The sequence below is a fragment of the Providencia hangzhouensis genome, assembly GCF_029193595.2.
Classification (GTDB): Bacteria; Pseudomonadota; Gammaproteobacteria; order Enterobacterales; family Enterobacteriaceae; genus Providencia; species Providencia hangzhouensis.
Genome location: NZ_CP135052.1, coordinates 1,564,429 through 1,582,662, shown reverse-complemented (window position 1 = coordinate 1,582,662; position 18,234 = coordinate 1,564,429). Strand labels below are relative to the sequence as shown.

19 protein-coding genes and 2 pseudogenes are annotated in these 18,234 nt (G+C 37.4%); 9 read left to right on the top strand and 12 right to left on the bottom strand.

Annotated elements, in window-relative coordinates; translation table 11 throughout:
* Positions 1 to 238 precede the first annotated feature (238 nt).
* The 6 genes from PZ638_RS06885 to PZ638_RS06860 all read left to right on the top strand — a co-directional run bounded on the left by PZ638_RS06885 (position 239) and on the right by PZ638_RS06860 (position 4,438).
* Positions 239 to 967, top strand: coding sequence for a DUF3944 domain-containing protein (locus tag PZ638_RS06885; protein ID WP_180312545.1), 729 nt, complete (start codon positions 239 to 241; stop codon positions 965 to 967).
* A 56-nt stretch (positions 968 to 1,023) separates the two neighbouring features.
* On the top strand, positions 1,024 to 1,701 hold the full coding sequence (locus PZ638_RS06880) for a helix-turn-helix transcriptional regulator (protein WP_180312544.1): 678 nt from the start codon (positions 1,024 to 1,026) through the stop codon (positions 1,699 to 1,701).
* Between the two features lie 9 nt (positions 1,702 to 1,710).
* Positions 1,711 to 2,760, top strand: coding sequence for a hypothetical protein (locus tag PZ638_RS06875; protein WP_180312543.1), 1,050 nt, complete (start codon positions 1,711 to 1,713; stop codon positions 2,758 to 2,760).
* A 57-nt stretch (positions 2,761 to 2,817) separates the two neighbouring features.
* Positions 2,818 to 3,036, top strand: a complete 219-nt coding sequence (locus PZ638_RS06870; protein WP_154626585.1) for a hypothetical protein — start codon at positions 2,818 to 2,820, stop codon at positions 3,034 to 3,036.
* 89 nt (positions 3,037 to 3,125) lie between these two features.
* Positions 3,126 to 3,542 (top strand): antirestriction protein, encoded by a 417-nt coding sequence (locus tag PZ638_RS06865; protein ID WP_180312542.1) that lies wholly within the window; start codon positions 3,126 to 3,128, stop codon positions 3,540 to 3,542.
* Between the two features lie 59 nt (positions 3,543 to 3,601).
* Complete coding sequence (locus tag PZ638_RS06860; protein WP_180312541.1) at positions 3,602 to 4,438, top strand: DUF932 domain-containing protein; 837 nt, start codon at positions 3,602 to 3,604, stop codon at positions 4,436 to 4,438.
* A gap of 161 nt (positions 4,439 to 4,599) precedes the next feature.
* On the opposite strand, the gene PZ638_RS06855 is transcribed toward PZ638_RS06860, so the two are convergent.
* The 4 genes from PZ638_RS06855 to PZ638_RS06840 form a co-directional block, all read right to left on the bottom strand.
* On the bottom strand, positions 4,600 to 5,364 hold the full coding sequence (locus tag PZ638_RS06855) for a lecithin retinol acyltransferase family protein (RefSeq protein ID WP_180312540.1): 765 nt from the start codon (positions 5,362 to 5,364) through the stop codon (positions 4,600 to 4,602).
* A gap of 611 nt (positions 5,365 to 5,975) precedes the next feature.
* Positions 5,976 to 7,346, bottom strand: a complete 1,371-nt coding sequence (locus tag PZ638_RS06850) for a hypothetical protein (RefSeq protein WP_180312539.1) — start codon at positions 7,344 to 7,346, stop codon at positions 5,976 to 5,978.
* A gap of 1,055 nt (positions 7,347 to 8,401) precedes the next feature.
* Positions 8,402 to 8,884, bottom strand: coding sequence for an RES family NAD+ phosphorylase (locus tag PZ638_RS06845; protein ID WP_218976483.1), 483 nt, complete (start codon positions 8,882 to 8,884; stop codon positions 8,402 to 8,404).
* 511 nt (positions 8,885 to 9,395) lie between these two features.
* Positions 9,396 to 9,911 (bottom strand): lipocalin family protein, encoded by a 516-nt coding sequence (locus PZ638_RS06840; RefSeq protein ID WP_180312538.1) that lies wholly within the window; start codon positions 9,909 to 9,911, stop codon positions 9,396 to 9,398.
* Between the two features lie 400 nt (positions 9,912 to 10,311).
* Between PZ638_RS06840 and PZ638_RS06835 the strand changes: the two genes are divergently transcribed.
* Positions 10,312 to 10,443 (top strand): entericidin A/B family lipoprotein, encoded by a 132-nt coding sequence (locus PZ638_RS06835; RefSeq protein WP_004261473.1) that lies wholly within the window; start codon positions 10,312 to 10,314, stop codon positions 10,441 to 10,443.
* A gap of 339 nt (positions 10,444 to 10,782) precedes the next feature.
* Here PZ638_RS06835 and gss read toward each other — a convergent pair whose 3' ends face one another.
* From gss to PZ638_RS06820, 3 genes and pseudogenes are all read right to left on the bottom strand, one after another.
* Positions 10,783 to 12,678: a bifunctional glutathionylspermidine amidase/synthase gene (gene gss / locus PZ638_RS06830; RefSeq protein ID WP_180312537.1), complete on the bottom strand. Its 1,896-nt coding sequence runs from the start codon at positions 12,676 to 12,678 to the stop codon at positions 10,783 to 10,785.
* A gap of 830 nt (positions 12,679 to 13,508) precedes the next feature.
* Positions 13,509 to 13,841, bottom strand: a pseudogene (locus PZ638_RS06825) (lysis protein).
* Between the two features lie 169 nt (positions 13,842 to 14,010).
* Positions 14,011 to 14,151, bottom strand: a complete 141-nt coding sequence (locus PZ638_RS06820) for a hypothetical protein (protein WP_164564164.1) — start codon at positions 14,149 to 14,151, stop codon at positions 14,011 to 14,013.
* A 143-nt stretch (positions 14,152 to 14,294) separates the two neighbouring features.
* Between PZ638_RS06820 and PZ638_RS06815 the strand changes: the two genes are divergently transcribed.
* A complete protein-coding gene (locus tag PZ638_RS06815) occupies positions 14,295 to 14,501 on the top strand; it encodes a thiamine biosynthesis protein ApbE (RefSeq protein WP_115167615.1) in 207 nt (68 codons plus the stop codon).
* A gap of 80 nt (positions 14,502 to 14,581) precedes the next feature.
* Here PZ638_RS06815 and PZ638_RS06810 read toward each other — a convergent pair whose 3' ends face one another.
* Both PZ638_RS06810 and PZ638_RS06805 read right to left on the bottom strand, forming a co-directional pair.
* Positions 14,582 to 14,974, bottom strand: coding sequence for a YgiW/YdeI family stress tolerance OB fold protein (locus PZ638_RS06810; RefSeq protein ID WP_115167616.1), 393 nt, complete (start codon positions 14,972 to 14,974; stop codon positions 14,582 to 14,584).
* 250 nt (positions 14,975 to 15,224) lie between these two features.
* Complete coding sequence (locus PZ638_RS06805) at positions 15,225 to 15,746, bottom strand: YagU family protein (RefSeq protein ID WP_180312536.1); 522 nt, start codon at positions 15,744 to 15,746, stop codon at positions 15,225 to 15,227.
* A gap of 473 nt (positions 15,747 to 16,219) precedes the next feature.
* Between PZ638_RS06805 and hdeA the strand changes: the two genes are divergently transcribed.
* Positions 16,220 to 16,522, top strand: coding sequence for an acid-activated periplasmic chaperone HdeA (hdeA, locus tag PZ638_RS06800; RefSeq protein WP_180312535.1), 303 nt, complete (start codon positions 16,220 to 16,222; stop codon positions 16,520 to 16,522).
* A gap of 231 nt (positions 16,523 to 16,753) precedes the next feature.
* On the opposite strand, the pseudogene PZ638_RS06795 reads toward hdeA, so the two are convergent.
* The 3 genes and pseudogenes from PZ638_RS06795 to PZ638_RS06785 all read right to left on the bottom strand — a co-directional run.
* Positions 16,754 to 16,945: pseudogene (locus tag PZ638_RS06795) on the bottom strand (glycerate kinase); the annotation flags it as partial.
* Positions 16,946 to 17,592: 647 nt separating this feature from the next.
* Positions 17,593 to 17,799, bottom strand: coding sequence for a hypothetical protein (locus tag PZ638_RS06790; protein ID WP_180312533.1), 207 nt, complete (start codon positions 17,797 to 17,799; stop codon positions 17,593 to 17,595).
* Positions 17,800 to 17,875: 76 nt separating this feature from the next.
* On the bottom strand, positions 17,876 to 18,070 hold the full coding sequence (locus PZ638_RS06785) for a hypothetical protein (RefSeq protein WP_117162315.1): 195 nt from the start codon (positions 18,068 to 18,070) through the stop codon (positions 17,876 to 17,878).
* Positions 18,071 to 18,234 lie beyond the last annotated feature (164 nt).

Genomic DNA, 18,234 nt, shown 5'->3' with positions numbered 1-18,234 from the left:
TTATAGCTCATATTCTTCACAATATAATCAATATTCTTAATCAAATATTTTTCAGATATATATCACTCATATGAAATCCAATAATTAAATGAATATCAATTAGTTAAATTGCATTCGTGACACACCCTGTCATTTCCCCTCCTTTTTTCCCCCGAAAAAAAGTCAAATAGCCGGACATAACCTGTCCGGTGAGGTTGTTATCGTAGTGTTCTCTTTTTCATACTGGGGAATAACACTGATGGCAACTTACCGATTAGATACCGATTTAGCGTTTTTACGTGAATGTAGCAATGAAGAACTGGGCTTACTTGTATCCGTCCTAACTCACGACAGCAAAGACGGACAAAAGCGTTGGACTGAAACCTTAACCAGCTCGCCTGAATATCAACTCTACCATCCAGAGCACCAGCAATATTGGATGTCGATTGCGGCAGAGCTGCAAGCCTTTGGGGCTAACAGCTTGATGAGTTTCGTTCGAGGTAATAAGGGCGTGCTGTACCGTGAAATCTTACAGGATGTCTGTGACCACCTTGATGTCAATTATCCGAAGGCCGGAAATACCGAAACTTTGGAATTAAATTTGTTATTGAAAGTGTTAGAAAAAAGCTTAAATGAGTTGACCACGGAAGAGCTACAAACTTTTTCCCGTGATATGCAACTTAACCTCACCAACCCGACGCCCCAACTGATTTTGATTGCTGTTCAAGCGGCTATCCGTACATCGGGCATTGCCGCGCTGGAAGTGGCCACACTCTCCGCCATTGGCGTGATTAATGCGCTCGGCGGGGTTGCCACCCTCGGTACACTCTTTGCCGCACACCGAGCGCTTTCCTTGATTGCTGGGCCGATTGGTCTTGCAGTGAGCTCAGCATGGCTTGTCGCTGACTTAGCGGGACCCGCTTATCGGGTCACCGTTCCCGCCTGTATCATTGTGGCGTACTTACGACAAAAAGCCTTATCGCAATAAGGTTTATCAATCCCATTCTATCCGCTTGCCGGAGCTATTTTAATAAGGACAACATCATGTCGACTTCTGTGTCTCGCCATGACCGGCTTGCGTCTCGGTTGGCGTTTATTATTAGTCAATTATTTCGAGGAGAAACCGTTTATTTATCGACGCTGTCAGAGGAGCTGAACGTCTCAACCCGTACCCTACGGCGTGACTTTAATGAGCGCCTTCAATATCTGGACTTGGAATATCACCAAGGTGGCTATCGATTGGCAGCATCACAGCGTCCCTTTCGTACCGATAAGGACATATTGCGCTTTGCCGCCATTACGCATGTCACCTCACTGTTTCCGGCTTTAGACAGGAAGCTGCTGACGGTTCTGCTCGACCCGACGATTGATTCACCGTTCATTGTCTACCATACACCCCCTGAGCAGCGTCCTTCGCTGTTTGGGGGATTTTATGTCCTCACACAAGCTATTGTGAAACGGCGTTTACTGCAATTTACCCACCAAGGAAAAAGCTTCACGAACGTCGCCCCGTATAAGTTGATTTATTACCACGGTCATTGGTATCTCGCCGCTGATATCGCGCAGCACATTCATGTCTTTGATGTGATGGCCTTGCAAGACGTGGTCATGACGGCGCGGGGCTTTCGTTATCGTGAAGACCTCAACCAGCGGCTATGTGAAGAGGCGTTTATTCAAGCCTTACCCCATTACCAATATATTCAATCACTCGTTAAATTATAAGGTATTAAGATGAAAACTATTTTTTATACCGTTTGCATCAGCAGCGCACTCTTGTTGGGATGTGATGATGCCCCCCCCCCACCTGCTAAGACTGTTTCCCAAGACATTTTGCGTGTTCAAGGATTGATTTATGATTACGACCGCAGTGTTACGCTAGGCGGTGTACTCAACCATCGTAAAGATTGTGTTTCGCCAACATGGGAAACCTTAACGGATGAACAAGAAAGGCCCTTGGTGGTCTATAAGTGTCAATTAGCTGAAGGGGCATTACAAACCACGATTAACCATGATTTAAATAACTGGTATCAAACGGCAATAGAGGGCATGACTAAACTCATACCGCGCTTTGCCAATGCGGAAACACCGAAAACAGATTCAACCCTTGAGGAGCAGAGGCTTACACAGGTTTTACAGGTCATCACAACACTGTCTCAACATGACTGGTCACTGCTCCGTGACAATGTTGACCAGCCTTATGCAATGACGACACCGATTGCATTTAATGCCGGTTATACTCCGTCAGAGGAAGCCGAGCGCCAGCTTAAAGCGTGGAATACGTTAACGGAGACATTGAATGACCACGCCCCTGATGTTGGCCTGTATTTATTACCGTGGTTAAACCAAACGGAAAATGTCGAGGCAATGCTCCGGAAAAAGGTCTCTGAGCTTCAGCAACACAATGCCAATGCGTTAACACAATTTAGACACCAGCAAAATGAAGCCATTCAAATCACGGAGCAATACATCACAGACCTAAAACGTGCACAACAAAATGCACACGACTGGTCAATCACCCAAGTTTTTATTTGGAGCCTCGTTAACCCTGAAAAGCCTGTTCTAACGCATGTTCTGTATAACCTAGAGGATAAACAAGGGCGGGAGGATTTTACCGCCATGATGGAAAAAACATTGGGCCGCTCTGCAAGAACGAATGCCGTCGCATGGGCGTACCAAGGTAAACTTGAAACACCTCAAATTATTAACGGAATAGCGAAAGCGTTATTTTACTACCAAACACAATCCTTTCAAAAACCGGATATCGCCCGATATCAATACTGAGTTTTCACACACTATTCGGCGTTCATATTCAGTGAACGCCTGACTAAAGGGTAATCTATGTCCATTTTTAAACTTATCGCCACCTCTGTGAGCGTTATGACACTGGTGTCTATCACCTACTACGCCCAGAAGACGGTCAATGAGCAACTTACGCTTGAAGGTGAGTATTCTGATGCAGAAATTCAAGCGGCTCGACTTGGGGCGACGCTTGCTTGCACAACCTTATTGGGGGGAGCCATTGAGCGACTGCTTAACGGGCTATTTAGTGACCACTAAAACTCAACTATTTCAATGTAGATTCAACATAACGGCAGACCAATCGGTCTGCCTTTTTTATTTCGTAACATCCACAAAAGGGCTTTTTTATGACACTTGAACCCATCATCGCAACAGCCGTTTCCAACCGCCAGCGCACGCATTTTTGGCAAACCCACTTTGGCACCGTTAAAGGCTTCGCCACCTTTGAAGCGGTGATTTTCACTATCATGGGACAGTTCTGTGAGGAATACACGGGCGGTTATTGGGAATACTGTACCTTAACCAATGGCGGTGCGTTTATTTATCCTGATTTGGGCCCCGAAAAATTAACACTGTTTAATATGCATAATGGTAATGAAGCGAAACTCAGCCCTGAAGCTGCTGGTGTGGCCGTCTGTTTGATGCTGTATAGCATGTGGTCATTTAGAACCGAAAGTGAGCTACTCGTTGAGCGTTTCTATCAGCTTCGTGATTACGCCATTCAACACCCTGAAAGTTCAGCCATTTTCCATTTAATCGATTAACCTCGCCCTTATTTACGCTGCCTTCTTATCTATCTACTTTATTTTAAAGGAAATTCATTATGGCTCGCTTAGCCTCCCGCTTTGGTGCGGCGAATAGCATTCGTCGTGACCGCCCGTTAACCACAGAAGAATTATTCCGTACTGTACCCAGTGTTTTCTCTGAAGAAAAACATGATTCCAGAAGTGAACGGTACACTTATATTCCAACCATTACTTTGTTAGACAGCCTGCAAAAAGAAGGCTTCTATCCATTCTTTGCTTGTCAAACTCGTGTACGTGATGCCAGCCGTCGAGAGCACACCAAGCACATGCTACGGCTTAGACGTCATGACCAAATTACGGGTATACAAGTACCTGAAATCATCTTACTTAACAGCCATGACGGCTCAAGCAGTTATCAAATGTTACCGGGACTATTTAGAGCTGTATGTTCGAACGGTTTAGTTTGCGGAGACACCTTTGGTGAAGTGCGTGTACCCCATAAAGGCGATGTTGTAGGTAAGGTAATTGAGGGGGCTTATGAGGTGCTAGAAACGTTTGATTCAGTGGCTGAAAAGCGCGAACAGATGCAGTCACTATTGTTACCGCCACCAGCACAGCAAGCCTTGGCACAAGCGGCTTTGACGTATCGTTTTGGTGAGGAACATCAACCGATTACCGAAGAACAAGTATTACAACCTCGTCGCTGGGAAGATAAGAAAGATGATCTGTGGACGGTATACCAACGCTTGCAGGAGAATTTAATCAAGGGAGGATTATCGGGTAGGAATGCTAAAGGTAAGCGCGCTCGCACTCGTTCAGTGAATGGTATTGATGGGGATATTAAATTGAATAAGGCACTGTGGGTGATGACAGAAAAGATGTATGAGTGTTTTTCTGACAGAGAAAGAATATAAAAAGTGGCAGCACATTATTTTCATAAAATGATGTGCTGCAACCTATTTGTTAGTAGCTTTATTTTTTGTTAAACAGAAATTATTTACAGGGTCGGGGCGCTCGAACCTTAGTTTTCTCTAAATGTTTATACAAGAGCAGATGGTTCATTCACATTAGGCAATTAATCAAATATCTTTCCCCAAAGGTACTTAACACCTAAACCAACTCCAGCGGCAACGGCCACACCAACAATGACTGGTGCAGCACCTACAGCACTTACTCCTGTTAATGCCGACAACGCGATGGTTGTTCCCCCCGAAGCTGCAACCCCACTCGAGATCCCAGCCGCACTTCCTCCAACCACACCTGCTAAATTTGAAGCTGTAGACGTTGCCACAAAAGAGTTAATGGCACTTGATGTTGTGGTTGAAGCAACGGTTGAATTTATTATTGTTGGTGCTGTGGTTCTTAGTGCGCTAGTGCTAGCTGCATTCACAACGGTTTTCAGCAGACCAGCACCAGCTTGTGCTCCGTTTAAATATTTATATATTGTGTATCCATTGTAAGAAACATTGACAACATTAACTGTTGCTTTTACAACGGACTGTACCTGCTTACTTTCCTTTGTTCCAGTGACGCACCAGTTGGCGAAGTGTTCACAATTATTTGTAGCTACATTGTAATCATCTTCACCTATTTTTTTTCTAGCTCTGTTAACTATTTCTTCTGGAGTGTAGATTGAGTATTCATGTTGAACAACGCCAATAAGTTGCTTCTCGCCTGAAAATTCAATAAGCGTTGTTTCTTGAATGCCGTCTTTAGAAAGACCATGTGAAAGGCCTGCATAGTGAACCACTTTATCACCACCAATATAAATACCATGGTGTGTGTAGCCTGTTCGTGGAGAATAAATATGATCTCCTACTTTCAGATTTAATGTGCCCATTTTTTTACCTTTTGGAATTTTCTATTATAATAGTATTCTTATTTTCAATCTAACTAAAGTCAAATTTTAATTAATGTAAATCTAGTGACCTTATGGTGGCATGAAATTATGGAACTCAACATAACTCTGGCTTTACAGCCTTTAAACCATCATAAGGGTCAGTCTTAAAGTACAGGCGGCTAATATGCAGAACTTCATTTGGGAGAGGTCAAATCCGGCATCCATACAACCTTAGAATAGTGTGTGGTATGTGTATCACACTCGCTTAGGGTATGGGTAGTTATTACATCACTGCTACTATCTCCTAATTTATTCTCGGTCAAAAGTTATACCCCGTAAGTTTCCGCAATTGTCACTAGTGTTGACAATTACCGGGAAGGAAGTACTACTACCTAGCCATTGTCAGCATTTACTGATTAATATGCGGTATTTATGCAGTTATTGGGTGAGTACCAGTGAGGTGATGATAGGCTCGAAATGCTTACCTATAAATATGCATTTGAATACATACATCTGATTGTTTTTTTTTTATTCAATCTAGTTTTTAATTATTTATGATGAGAGATGGTATAGAGTGGTTGAGTTTTCTCCAACCACTCTATACTAAGAGACTAAAATAGGTTCATAAGTTTATTCAGTGCTTTTTTTCGTTTTATGATCATGTAGTCATCTATGTCATTTACATTGTTCAAAGCTGCATAGATCAGAACATCAAGAGGTAAGCTAGTTGACATAGTTTTTCCACCATACTCATACTGAACTGAACCCATCTGTTTTATAATATAATCTTTAGAAATTTTATTGTATTCCCACACAATAATTTCTTCACCTTTTAAAATATGGGTAAGAGAATATCTTTTAACATTATTTTCTGCATATTGATTAGCTTCTTGTTCTTCTTCTGTCTTTCTTCCACTTGATTCAAGGAATTTTAGCTTAGTTTCAGTTTCTTCAAAGAGAACTTTATTTTTAGTTAATTCATCTGTTAATTGTGAATTAATAACATTACGAACATTTGTACTGTATTGTTCTAACAAACTATGGTATTCGGCAATTTTGCGATCTTTTTCTTCTGAACAGTCGTTGGCTATTTTTTTCGTGGTTTCTTCGCTTAACCCTTGTTTTCTTACTAATTTATCGTAATCTGGCTTGTATGACCTTGAAATACAATTTTCTAATTCCTTATCGTAATCTGTGGGTTCGTAACGACTCAAATGATCAACACATATTTTTTTCATTTCTTCATTATGTTTTGAGTTTATTTCATCAATCCAGTGTTTATCATTTCTAAGCGATTGTATAGCATCGTAAGTTTCACGGGCTACGCACTGTTTGTATAAACCATAACTTTGCCCTCCCCCCTCTATTGCGAACTTGTATTTAACATGAGCACCAGAATCAGTGTCATTTTTTTCTATAAGATACTGGTATAAAGCATAATATTCATCAAAGTCCATGTGTAATGGACCGTTGTTAAATTCTAGTCTTGCTATTTCATCAAGTTTTTGTGCTTCTGGTGAGTAACTGTAACTCCTAATAGCATCAAATATATATCCTTGGTATTCTTGATCTTTCCTTAGTGCAAAAATATTGTTATCGTCATTTAATAATTTTGTGATAATTTCATTATGTTCTTTGATGTTACCCAGCGTATTTTTTGCCCTTTCAATTTCGCTTTCAGTTTTATCAACCGCGAGTTTTAGACCTTCTTGTTTTGAAGTGTTTCTCAGATTATTGGCATAGCCTTCATCAAATGAGAAATGCGTTTTGCCTTTATTTAAGTTACAAGTGTACTGCACCGTTTTAGTTTCTTTATTCTCTTGCCATAGAACACTACCGCAAACACCTCGATTATCAAGTATTTGGCCTATAGTATAATTATTGAAACCTTCAAAATGTTGATTTTTAACTTCATCGATGGGACTATCGCCACACCCAGCTAATAGGGCGATACAGGAAGTCATTACTATTTTTTTGAACATATCTATTCTATGCCTTTTTTATCATAATTTTCATTATTATAAGTCATAAATCGTATTTAAAGTAAACTTAATAAAAAGCATATATGTACGCAAATACATATTGTCAAAGTCAAGGGGAGTGGACACTAGCTTTAGTGCGTATACTATAATAGGTTATTGGGCTACCCTCTATGACTTGATAATTTTTAGATTTATTTTGAATGACCTCACACAAGTTGTTTTTAATCAAGGAACAGAAATAAGGTAAAATCCTCATTTTCCCCTTTACCACACTAGCTAAAGTATTAACCTCTGAGATAAAATAGCAATTTTTGTATTTGTTGATAAAACACCAAGTTACAGTTAGTAAGTGCTCCACTAAATCTAACGCTTAAAAATCAATCAAATTATTTTTAGGCACCTTATTAGGCACTTTTGAAAAGTTGAATTGAACATTAGCACTATAAAATCATTTAGTTACGCGATGAATTCAGACTCCGCCAGCCTAATTAATTGATTTATAACGAGTTTCAAACCATTTCATGTTGAAATTGTGCTGTAGGATGTACTGCATGACGACATTAAAGCTCTCCCACTACCTCTACTATCGAACCAATACATGATAGTTTCGTAAAACCATCCCGACCATTAGCCTTAATCTTCAATAGCCAATATAATCACTGGCAAGCCCTATATTCAGGAACCACGGAAACGGTCAAGGAATACATTGTCTTTTTCCAGCAGCAACTTAGGTTATTAGTCAACGCATGGCGGAAGCGTGAAATAGATGATTTTCATCTGAATATTGAGAAGAGAATTGATGAACTCAGACGGGGGCTTACAAACTATTTCACCTCAATCATTAATGGAATTACCAATAGCTTGCAACTACTCAATAAATATCAATTCAGCTCCCTCACAGGGAGTTGAATTCAAAGTAAACATCAATAACTATTTATTATTCAATTTTCTTAAAAGAATTAGGCTTTTTTTACCATCACACTAAATTAATTATCCTTTGCTGAAATATATAATAGTTTTCATGTTAAGCCTTGCAAACATAAAAACATGATTCATTAGGTAGAAGTCTTATACCATGCATTATTTACCTGTTCGGCAATAATATTTATCGTTTTTACCTGATAGGGAGCACAACTAACTACATCGACCGAATCTAAATCAAATATTGCGATGTTATAGCCCTCATCTCCGAAATGGCTTTTATATGCTATTGCATCATACCCAGCACTGCGAAAAAGCTCAGCCAGTATTTGAGTCGGTGCGTAATTAGCCTTATCATCCGACCGCGTAACTGGCGTTGAAAATGCGTTATCAATATCAGTCCAAACAGCTTTCTCTTTCTGTTGTACTGTAAGCTCTTTTACACCGAGTATATAACTAAAAATAGGCCCAGAAAGTGAGGACTTACCATGACCAAGCGAAAGATCGAGTACCCTCAATGGAGATAAAAGTTTGCATGTTGCTAAAGAAACATTAGCACCGACCCAAGGCCGCACTTCAGAAATCGCAGTCTTTACTGTTGTACCTACATATAGCACTGGAATGCCTTAGGGATTTGTACGCCCTTCTTTGGCTCTATCAACCAAAGGCTTCATACGAGAAGCTCTAAAACCTAACATATCCTCTTCGATCCAGTTGCCATCATTATCGGTCCTATCACAAATATCTATACCAAGCTGAGCCCTATAAAAAATGCTCCCCTCTTTCAACTCACGATCTCGTCCCTTGATTGTAGCTAGAACAGTATCAAGGAATACATTCTGCTCTTTACTTAAGATGTAACGGCTAGTCTTGCGAACATAGTCTGCGAATTGTGAATAACTGTCCTAACAAGCAAACTCAGACTGATGAATTAAATTCTTCTTACTAACAGCCATATACGAACCCGCTAAACAAAATTTCTGTTTGTAAATTTCTCAGTCTAATGCATATTATTGATTCTGTTAAATCCCCTATCTATTCAATTGATGTGAAACACAAATAACCGACTCATTTAACATTAATAGCTTCAGTAACCAACACTGTAAAGCTAATCACAAGGAATAAATACTATTGGAATATCAATATTCTTTGCCTATCAAAACCATGGTTACTTGCAAAACTAAGGTATTCATTTAATAACTCTGGTGGCATAGTTGGAGTACGTGATAGCACCCATAGATAATCTTTATTAGGTCCAACAACTAATGAATATTGATAGTTATCATCTAGCTTAATAATATTATAGCCGCCGTAAAAGGGCCTAAAGAATGAAACCTTTAAAGCCCCAGTATCCGAGGATTCAACAAAGTAAGCTTTCCCTATACTCTCTTTCCATTTTTTGCTTTCAGAATTCCATCCTCTATTCACTACTTTTACACCTCCGTCATCACGAAGAGAATAGTTAGCAGAGACTTTACTTAATCCTTTTTCAAATCGATTATCTATTCTCGCTACTTCATGCCATTCGCCAAGGTAACGTGATAAATCAAACTTCTCAACAGGTGATATATCTTTTGGCACTTTAACGCTACATCCGTTAAGTAGAAGCATACTTAAAAACATAAAAATTGACTTCACTCGCATGGTAACTCCGTTGAATATTTCTCGATGAGATACTATCCTACAAAAAATTTGTGACGTTACCTAACCAATTAGGTAAGGCTATTGATGATAATAACAAAAGAAAACCAAATAATAAGTATTGAAAAACATAAAGCATACGGATAAATAGCTCTTTTAATATCATAGAGTATACCCTTTATTGCTAATGTAGATTGATCGCCCAAAATAAGTACTAACACTTAAAATATAGCAGCTCATTTTCATTTGTTAGGTATCACTAACTACGGCAATTCCACATAAAAATGAGGGTTTAACCCCAATCTTACTGCTGTATACAGCTAGAAATAGTCATCGAATTGTTCTGCTATAATTAAAAATGATCTTTTGAAACTTATAACTTCAAACTTTAAAGGAAGACAATATGTTAAAAAAAATCAGTTTCCTCATCTGCTCATTAGTTGTTGCTTTCACATTAACTGCCTGTAATACCACTAAAGGTGTTGGTGAAGATATAGAAGCAGGAGGAGAAGCAATACAAAGAGCAGCCCAGTAAACATTAATGCTCTTATTTCAAATGCTAGAGGGTATATTTATTTTGAATCCTCTAGCATTTCCTTATTCATTTAACGAGACTCCAATTTGTATTTTCTTTTCCGTATTTGCTTACACTTTATTCATGTAAAACATTTATAAATATGTCTATGCTGATAGTGTGTTCTAAACTATTGTATCAGTTTATTTTGCCTCGATATTTGGGGCTTTTCTTTGCTTTTCAATTTTTTTATAAATAAAGGCCATCAGCTATTAACTGAAGGCCTAAGAAACTACAAAAAATCAGATTTTAATAATGCCACTTTCAAAATATAACTATATTAATTTTAAAATATACTTTCTAACATAATGGTTTTTCCAAAAAATCATTATCATCAAGTATCCATAATGGCTCCATATTACTATCTTTTTTGATAACTAATGATGGGTCTGAACGTAAACATGCTCCACCATAGTGACCTCCGACAGTAAATGTGCAGACTTGAATAAAACGCCCTGCAACGTTTGGCAAGCACCATAATTGTTGGTAAATATTTTCCTGTTTATCGAATTGGCCAGAAGTCTCATCTAAAATCGTGTCGCACTCACCTATCAAACCGATATTGTCACCACAGCGGCCTGCTATTGGCTTTATTGCATAACCACTCGAGCGTAACTCGTCACTGATATCAAAACTTGTATTCAAAAGATAGGGATGATAGGGAAATAACGACCAAAGAATAGGTAATATCGCTTTATTACTTGGAATGACTGTCCATAAAGGCTCAAAGACACGAATCTCAGGCTTTAATAATACATCAACTAGTCTGACGTCATTATATTCTGAGTGTCCGGTACGAATTTGTAGCGCTGAATGCTCATAGTCTTTCTCACATTCCTGCCGAATTTGCTCAAGAGCAGTTTCCCACGCCCATGTTTTCCAAACACACTCTAATATACGGCCATCACTATCAACGACTTGACCTGTTTCATTCCAAAATAATTCGTCTAAACCATGAATAATTTTATAATCGAATCCCGCTTCAGTAATTGCATGCGCCATGTATTGCGAATGATAATCTTCTTCACTATCTACATCCTGCATAATATGAATAAACGGTTTAGCTGAAGAATGTTCCCATGTACTAGAAAGTAATTCAGTTAAGTAACCACTTGGGTTTTTGCCATCTTTCAGCTGCCCTACTTTTGCCCACTTATCAATAATTACCCCTGCCTCTGTATGACAAGAAGCTGAATCCGCATTATATTCATAGACTTTTAACCCTCGCTCATCCAAACAAAAGTCTAATCTTCCTGTGATCATATCATGACGTCGATTCTTCCAGGATAAACGTATGCGAGGCCAAAGTATTTCTGGAATATTAAAAAGTTTCAATAACTTATCACTCTTTAATACTTTTTCTGTCGCATGCAGATACATAAGATGAACTTCATTGGTTGCTTGTATCAGTTTATTTTCAGCGGTACTAGATATTGTAAAATATTCATGAAGAGCGCTATTTAGCGCGCGACCTTGTCTAGCTTGAATATATTTATTTTCTATGGGATTTGAGCTATTCAACCATTCGTTATTATAGTCAATCTTATTATCTATTTTAGCAGCATGAATCTTTAGCAACTCAGGATTAGTATACGGGCCTGAATAAGCATGCTCATCACTATCTGTTTGTATCATCCATCCCAAAATTTTAGTGTTTGGGAAAGTATCTGATAGTGTATATCTTCCTTTATCTCTTTTCAGAGACAATTCTCTTGTCCACTGCTGGCCTATGGGCAATTTATGGTGAATGACATTTTGCTCAGCGATACGTACTTTATCATCATAAACCTTGGTGATAATTGCTATATGGCCTGTTTTATTAAACTCACCCCCCTCATCCCAAATTAACAATGACCCCGCGGCAGGCTTAACAGGACTCCCATTAACAAAAGCTTTTAACGGTAAAATGTCATCATCAACTACGTGTCGTAGAAAGCGCAGAGAAAATACTTCATAGGCCATACCAACATCACTAAAAACAGTACCGTAATTGAGGTATAAAAAACGACGAGCAAACTCAACGCATTGCCATTTATAGCCCATATATTCATTGCCAATATAACTTCGAAAAGAAATATCTTTTTTATTTTCCACATTAGGCAATGAATCATAATCTGATGAGTATATTGCTACGCCTCCTGGAGCATATCCGAGTAAAGTTCCAAAAGGTTCGTATTCACTACTTAATAACCCCATGTTATAGCTCCATCTTAATAATAAATACATGCTAGCCATAACTATCAGTGTACGCCTATAAAATATGAAAAATCCATTTTTTTGATATAAGAAACTTATCAATACTTAGTTAAATAAAAGCAACCTGTTAGCACAAAAAAGCTCCCAAGAGAGATCGCCATTTATAGCAACAGTTCCGATGCTCCCTTCTGTGGGTTCTTAGTGTTTTAAATATGTCTGCTATATACCGGGTGAAAAGTGGTTTGATTACTATCTTTACAAAACAATGAGTTCTTTTATTTTCACTTTCAAAAAATGACCTATTTAGCGGTATAACTATTTACAAGAGTTACCCTCAGCTAAATAGACCATCCCTTTTAAGCCCCAACCTAGGGGCTATTTTTTGCCTTTAAAAAGCCTCTGTTTTCTTAAAAGCTCGCTGTTGCTGTCTTACACAGCCATCAATTTAAAATATTTGGAAATACTTTTGCGTATTTTGAAATACCAACTATATTTAAGGCGATATTTAATTGTATAAAGCAACATATTTAGCCCAACGCTGTGTGGGCTTTTTTTATCCATACAATTTCTGGTACTATAACTTTTAAGGCTCTCACCATTACAGAATCAAGATAAAATCACGTTTTCAAAAATATGAACCTTATACACAACCTCCCGATCACAACCATACTTATCGTTACCTCCCTATTTCTTTGCGTTGTATTTATTCTTATTAGTGATAACTATCAAGCAGACGTGACAACTCTATTCTTTAAAGCTTTTATATATCTACTTGCAGCTATATCCTTCTTAAACTTACTTTTTTTAATTAGAACTTTCATTGGCTGGAACTAATGTAAGCACTCCGTTCTAATGTAATCTTGCAAATACAAAGTTTGTTTTTCGTTCTCAACTATCATTTTTCTGAGACGCCAATAATCTTGTTCAGCTGCTTCACTAAGTCGTGCGGAGCTTTCATTGCCTCCGCTTTCGAAGGTATTCGCTTCGGGTTTTGGACATTTGGCGTTGACGTACACGCGCTTAGTACCATTACTAACATCATTGCGCAGCTTATCAATTTCAGCTTTTGCATTTGAGAGATCCATTGTGTGAGTTTTGTCGAGTTCGTGAAGTGAGTTAATACGTTTTTGGTAATCCTCATTAATTTTGACCTACTCTGTCAACTCAACGAGTAGTCCGGCATTTTTGGTATTTAACTCACCTATCCTCTCGTGTTGTTTCTACATTCCCCATATGGCCACCCACGCAGCGATATATAACAATGCACTGACTGTATTCATGGTATCCACTATATAGATAATTAAAAATTAACTTGCCGACTTTTGTAGTGTTCTATAACTTTCTGGCGCGTTTTTCTAAACTGGCTTTATCAATACCGCATGTATTGTCAGTGAGTCTGTTGGCGCCAAATACAATCATTGATATCGCGAGTAACATAAAGCAAATTACTACCACTATAAGTTTCCATGACATATAGCCGCCTCCGCTTCTCTGCGATTACCTCATCGTTATAGAAGATAAAGAAGCCGTACTGACCAGCTTTATTGATTACTTTGCACTTCACGCTTAACCTTTGATAGCATCAAGAATAGCCCTTTAAAAACAGGATAGACAGTATGCATAAAAACAAAGCTATATTAGTATGTTTTGTTATCGCTTTAGTAACAGCTTGTTCATCAAACACTAAACCCCTAACTAAGTCAGATACTTGCGAGATAAAAATGGATACTCCCGAAGGTAACTTGCCTGGGAAAATAGAGCAGTCCAGTGGAAATAGTCCCGAATGTAAAGCGATTGAAAGAGCTATAGATAAAGCTATCTAACATATGAATTAGACAGAAGCTAGTAAGCGAGTTTTCATTGCAGAAAAGCCCCAATCATGGGGCTCATTAAAAATTTACAGCTATTTATTGATAATGGTTACTCGCTTTACATCAACTTCTAATGAAGCCCACTCTTTATCAATTTCACCATCTAAACGAACTTTTGTTTCAGGTGTCACAACCTGTCCACGCCAGCGCCTATCATCAATATCTACAGCAATTGAGCCAGTACTATCTTTAAATTCGTAAAGCTCTTTACCAATCTGTTTAACAATATGACCTTCAAGTGAAACCCATGCATCATCAGGAAGCTCTTTCGCTTGAACGACAGTTGTTACTGCTTGAGCTGTTGCAACAAACCCACCTTTTGGACCAACAGAACCCTCATTCGAAACAAATCCACCAGCATGGTTATTAGCTAATACGCCAAATGAAGCTGCTGATAATACGAGCGCAATAACTGTCTTATTCATAATAATTCCTTTTGTCTGTTAATTTTTTATAGTTTATCAATTGAATCTTAAGGCAAATAATTAACACTTTAGATCGGTTGTTGCACATAGCAGCACATGTAACTCTGACCAATCGTGACAGAAAATCTTATGTTTATTTTAACTATAAAAAAGACCGCCTAAGCGATCTTTTATGAATAACTGATATAGCTCAGATGAAAAGTTTAACCTGACCATAAGTTTATTAAAGATTAAGAGTGAACATCACTCTCTACTCAGCGTCTTTTTCTTTAGTTAAACAATAACGCAAGTTTTGCCTAATAGCTTCAATAGACCAAATCCAAAAAGCAGTTCCAACAAACTCAGATATTAGTGCTTGATAACCAGCAGCCCAAAGCCAGCCAGACAATCCTAATAATGGTACAACTAAGCCATGAGCAAAAACAGAAACACCGATACCAAAACATATACCGTGTAATAATTTCACCTTAGGTAAGTATTCAGCGATAACACAATATATAACTGCAATAACTATCGAAAATAATATATGAACACCATTCCCGCCCCAATTAATACTATATCCCATCCAATGATAAGTCATAGTATCTATATTTAGCCCAAGCTTTTCTAACAAGACAATGGGAGGTGGGGTTGTTTCTAGCGTTCTCGGTGGAATCAAACCTTCAAAGCCAGATTTAACTAAAGCGGAAAATATACCCGCAATAATACCAACATATATTGCTATACAAATATGCCTAGAGCTTTTCTTTGTCAATTTAAATAGATCAATCATTATACATACACGCCTTATGAATAGATATTATGAATATAGTAGAGAAAAGGGCAATTGTTTATTATTAGTATAATTATTATTTTTAATGTGTTGGGATGCTTGAAGCATAGTAACAAAAGATGGCTCATTAAATATAAATAAAAAATCAACGACAATAAAAAATTCAATCGATACCCCTGCTCAGATCCCTGAGTAATTGTAATAGGGTTTAGCCCGTCAGCCTTGACATGCACCAGAATGAAAAAGTAACTCCCAACTTTGCGTGTGGATTTCAAGAACGGCAGACCTACCACTTGAAATTACTTTATCGTTATAGAGAAAAATTGAAGATATATTTTTATTATTTCAATAATCCGACACATAATAGCCATCAAAAAACAACATTCAAATAATGATTATTTTGCTTTTTAAAATAATAAGTTATATTAAAATAAGCATTAGGCAAGTCTCACTAAAAACAATGAGGATATTTTATGAAAAAAATATTATTTGCTAGCATCATTGCAACATCGTTAATGACCACTTCAGCTTTCGCCGCAACAGATGCAAAACCTGTATCTCAATGGACATGCGAAGATTTCTTAGCAATCGATGATGCATTTTATCCAACAGCAATTGGTGCTGCTGAGATTATTACCCAGAAAGGTAAGGTAGAAGACCCTACTTTAGATATTAGTGGTATTGAAACATCCACTCCGTTAATTGTTGAAGCTTGCGAAAAAGCTCCCAAAGAATCATTTATTCAAAAAGTCGAAGCTCATTTGAAAAAAATGTAATCTAAAGACCCCACCCCTCTGGTGGGGTTTTCTTTTATTGTGCATAACTACACATGTAACTATGAACAATCGTAACAGCAAGCCTTATGTTTGTTTTAGGTATAAAACCTGACATTACTGACGAGTCTATAACACGTGTAATATGATATATTTATACTTCGGGATGCTATTCTTTTCAAGACTCACCGATCTGCATTAGTTCAATTTGTATCCATACTCTTCACATTGTTCAATAACACTGCGATACTCACCACCTGCGGCTGCAATCAATGCATCAACAGTTCCTTCACCACCATCAGCAATCGGTAAACAAAGGTATTGGGCATCAGGGAATACACTTTTAAATCCTTTAGTTATGGCATTTGCGGTACATTCTGCACTCATGCTTTCCTTGAAATAATCAGGGGATATGATAATTTTCATATATGGCTACCTATAGAACGGTTAAGTAATCAGTTAAATAATATTGTTAATTTCGAAAAATATTATCGGTTATCAAAATACACATGCATTTTTACAAAGGTGCGCATATTACTGATAAATAGATTAGCTTATTAAATTGAGAGAATTATATTCAGCACCACTTTCTAAAAAACGTTTTAGCACTGAGTATAGCCATTAACTTCTATTTAGGCACTTTTGAAAAGTTGAATTGAACATTAGCAATATAAAATCAATTATTTAATCGGCTAATCCAGATTCCGCCAAATTATGGGTCAGTAATAAGACAACAGATTTAAAAATAGGAAGTTAGCAAAATCAGTTGGACTAGAAAGTACTCTTGGAATGCACGCGCATTTGAGAGTTACTAAAAGCCCACTTCGGTGGGCTTTTTTATTGCCTATCGAATATTACAGTCATTTATAATTTAAATCCACCCCATTTGACGTAGCAGTACATAGCCTAATAGTTCATAATCAACTGATATTTATTGTTATTATTAATAATTTATTGTTTTTAGTATGCTAAAAACATATTTTCTAATCCATTGATAACATAAAAAATTAATTTTGATAACCACTATTTATTCAAATATAAAACATTATTATATACTATTTAATGATTAAAACCTAACTCCAACGCCTAGACTCCATTAAATCAATTGCTATACCATATATGACAATCATGTATTTTTCTTGCTCACTTTCTCTCTGCTCTTTTAAAATTGCAGATATACGCTCTCCTGTGATGTTATGTTTTGATTCATTTAGCAACATAACAGCCCTACCAACTACTTGGCATATCCGCATATAAATTACATCTTTGTCTGTATCCATAATCACCTCTGCCTATTCACTCGACAGTAGCACTTTATTGATATAATGCCCAGATAAGATTTGTATAGTTTTCAATCTAACCAACATTTCTATGCAAAAACTCAATGGACTCATTCAATAATTTTTTATATTCATCATCTCCTGATGCTACCATCCTTTCGGTTAACTCGTTCACTAGTGTCGACTTAAATACCATCATATTTCCAAACAACAACTTGACGGTTGCATATCCGATTTCAATCATTATTTCACTTGTTCTGCTATCAGCCATAACTCACCCCTCTTTATTGTATGAAGCTTAGACAATTATTATTTAATTTCGTTTGTTTTAAATGCATTATCACTATGAAGTTAGCCTTTGATAACAAATACCACCTAAAGAATAATAAAAATTCCTTATAGAACATAATTTATAAAAAATTATATATTTCCACA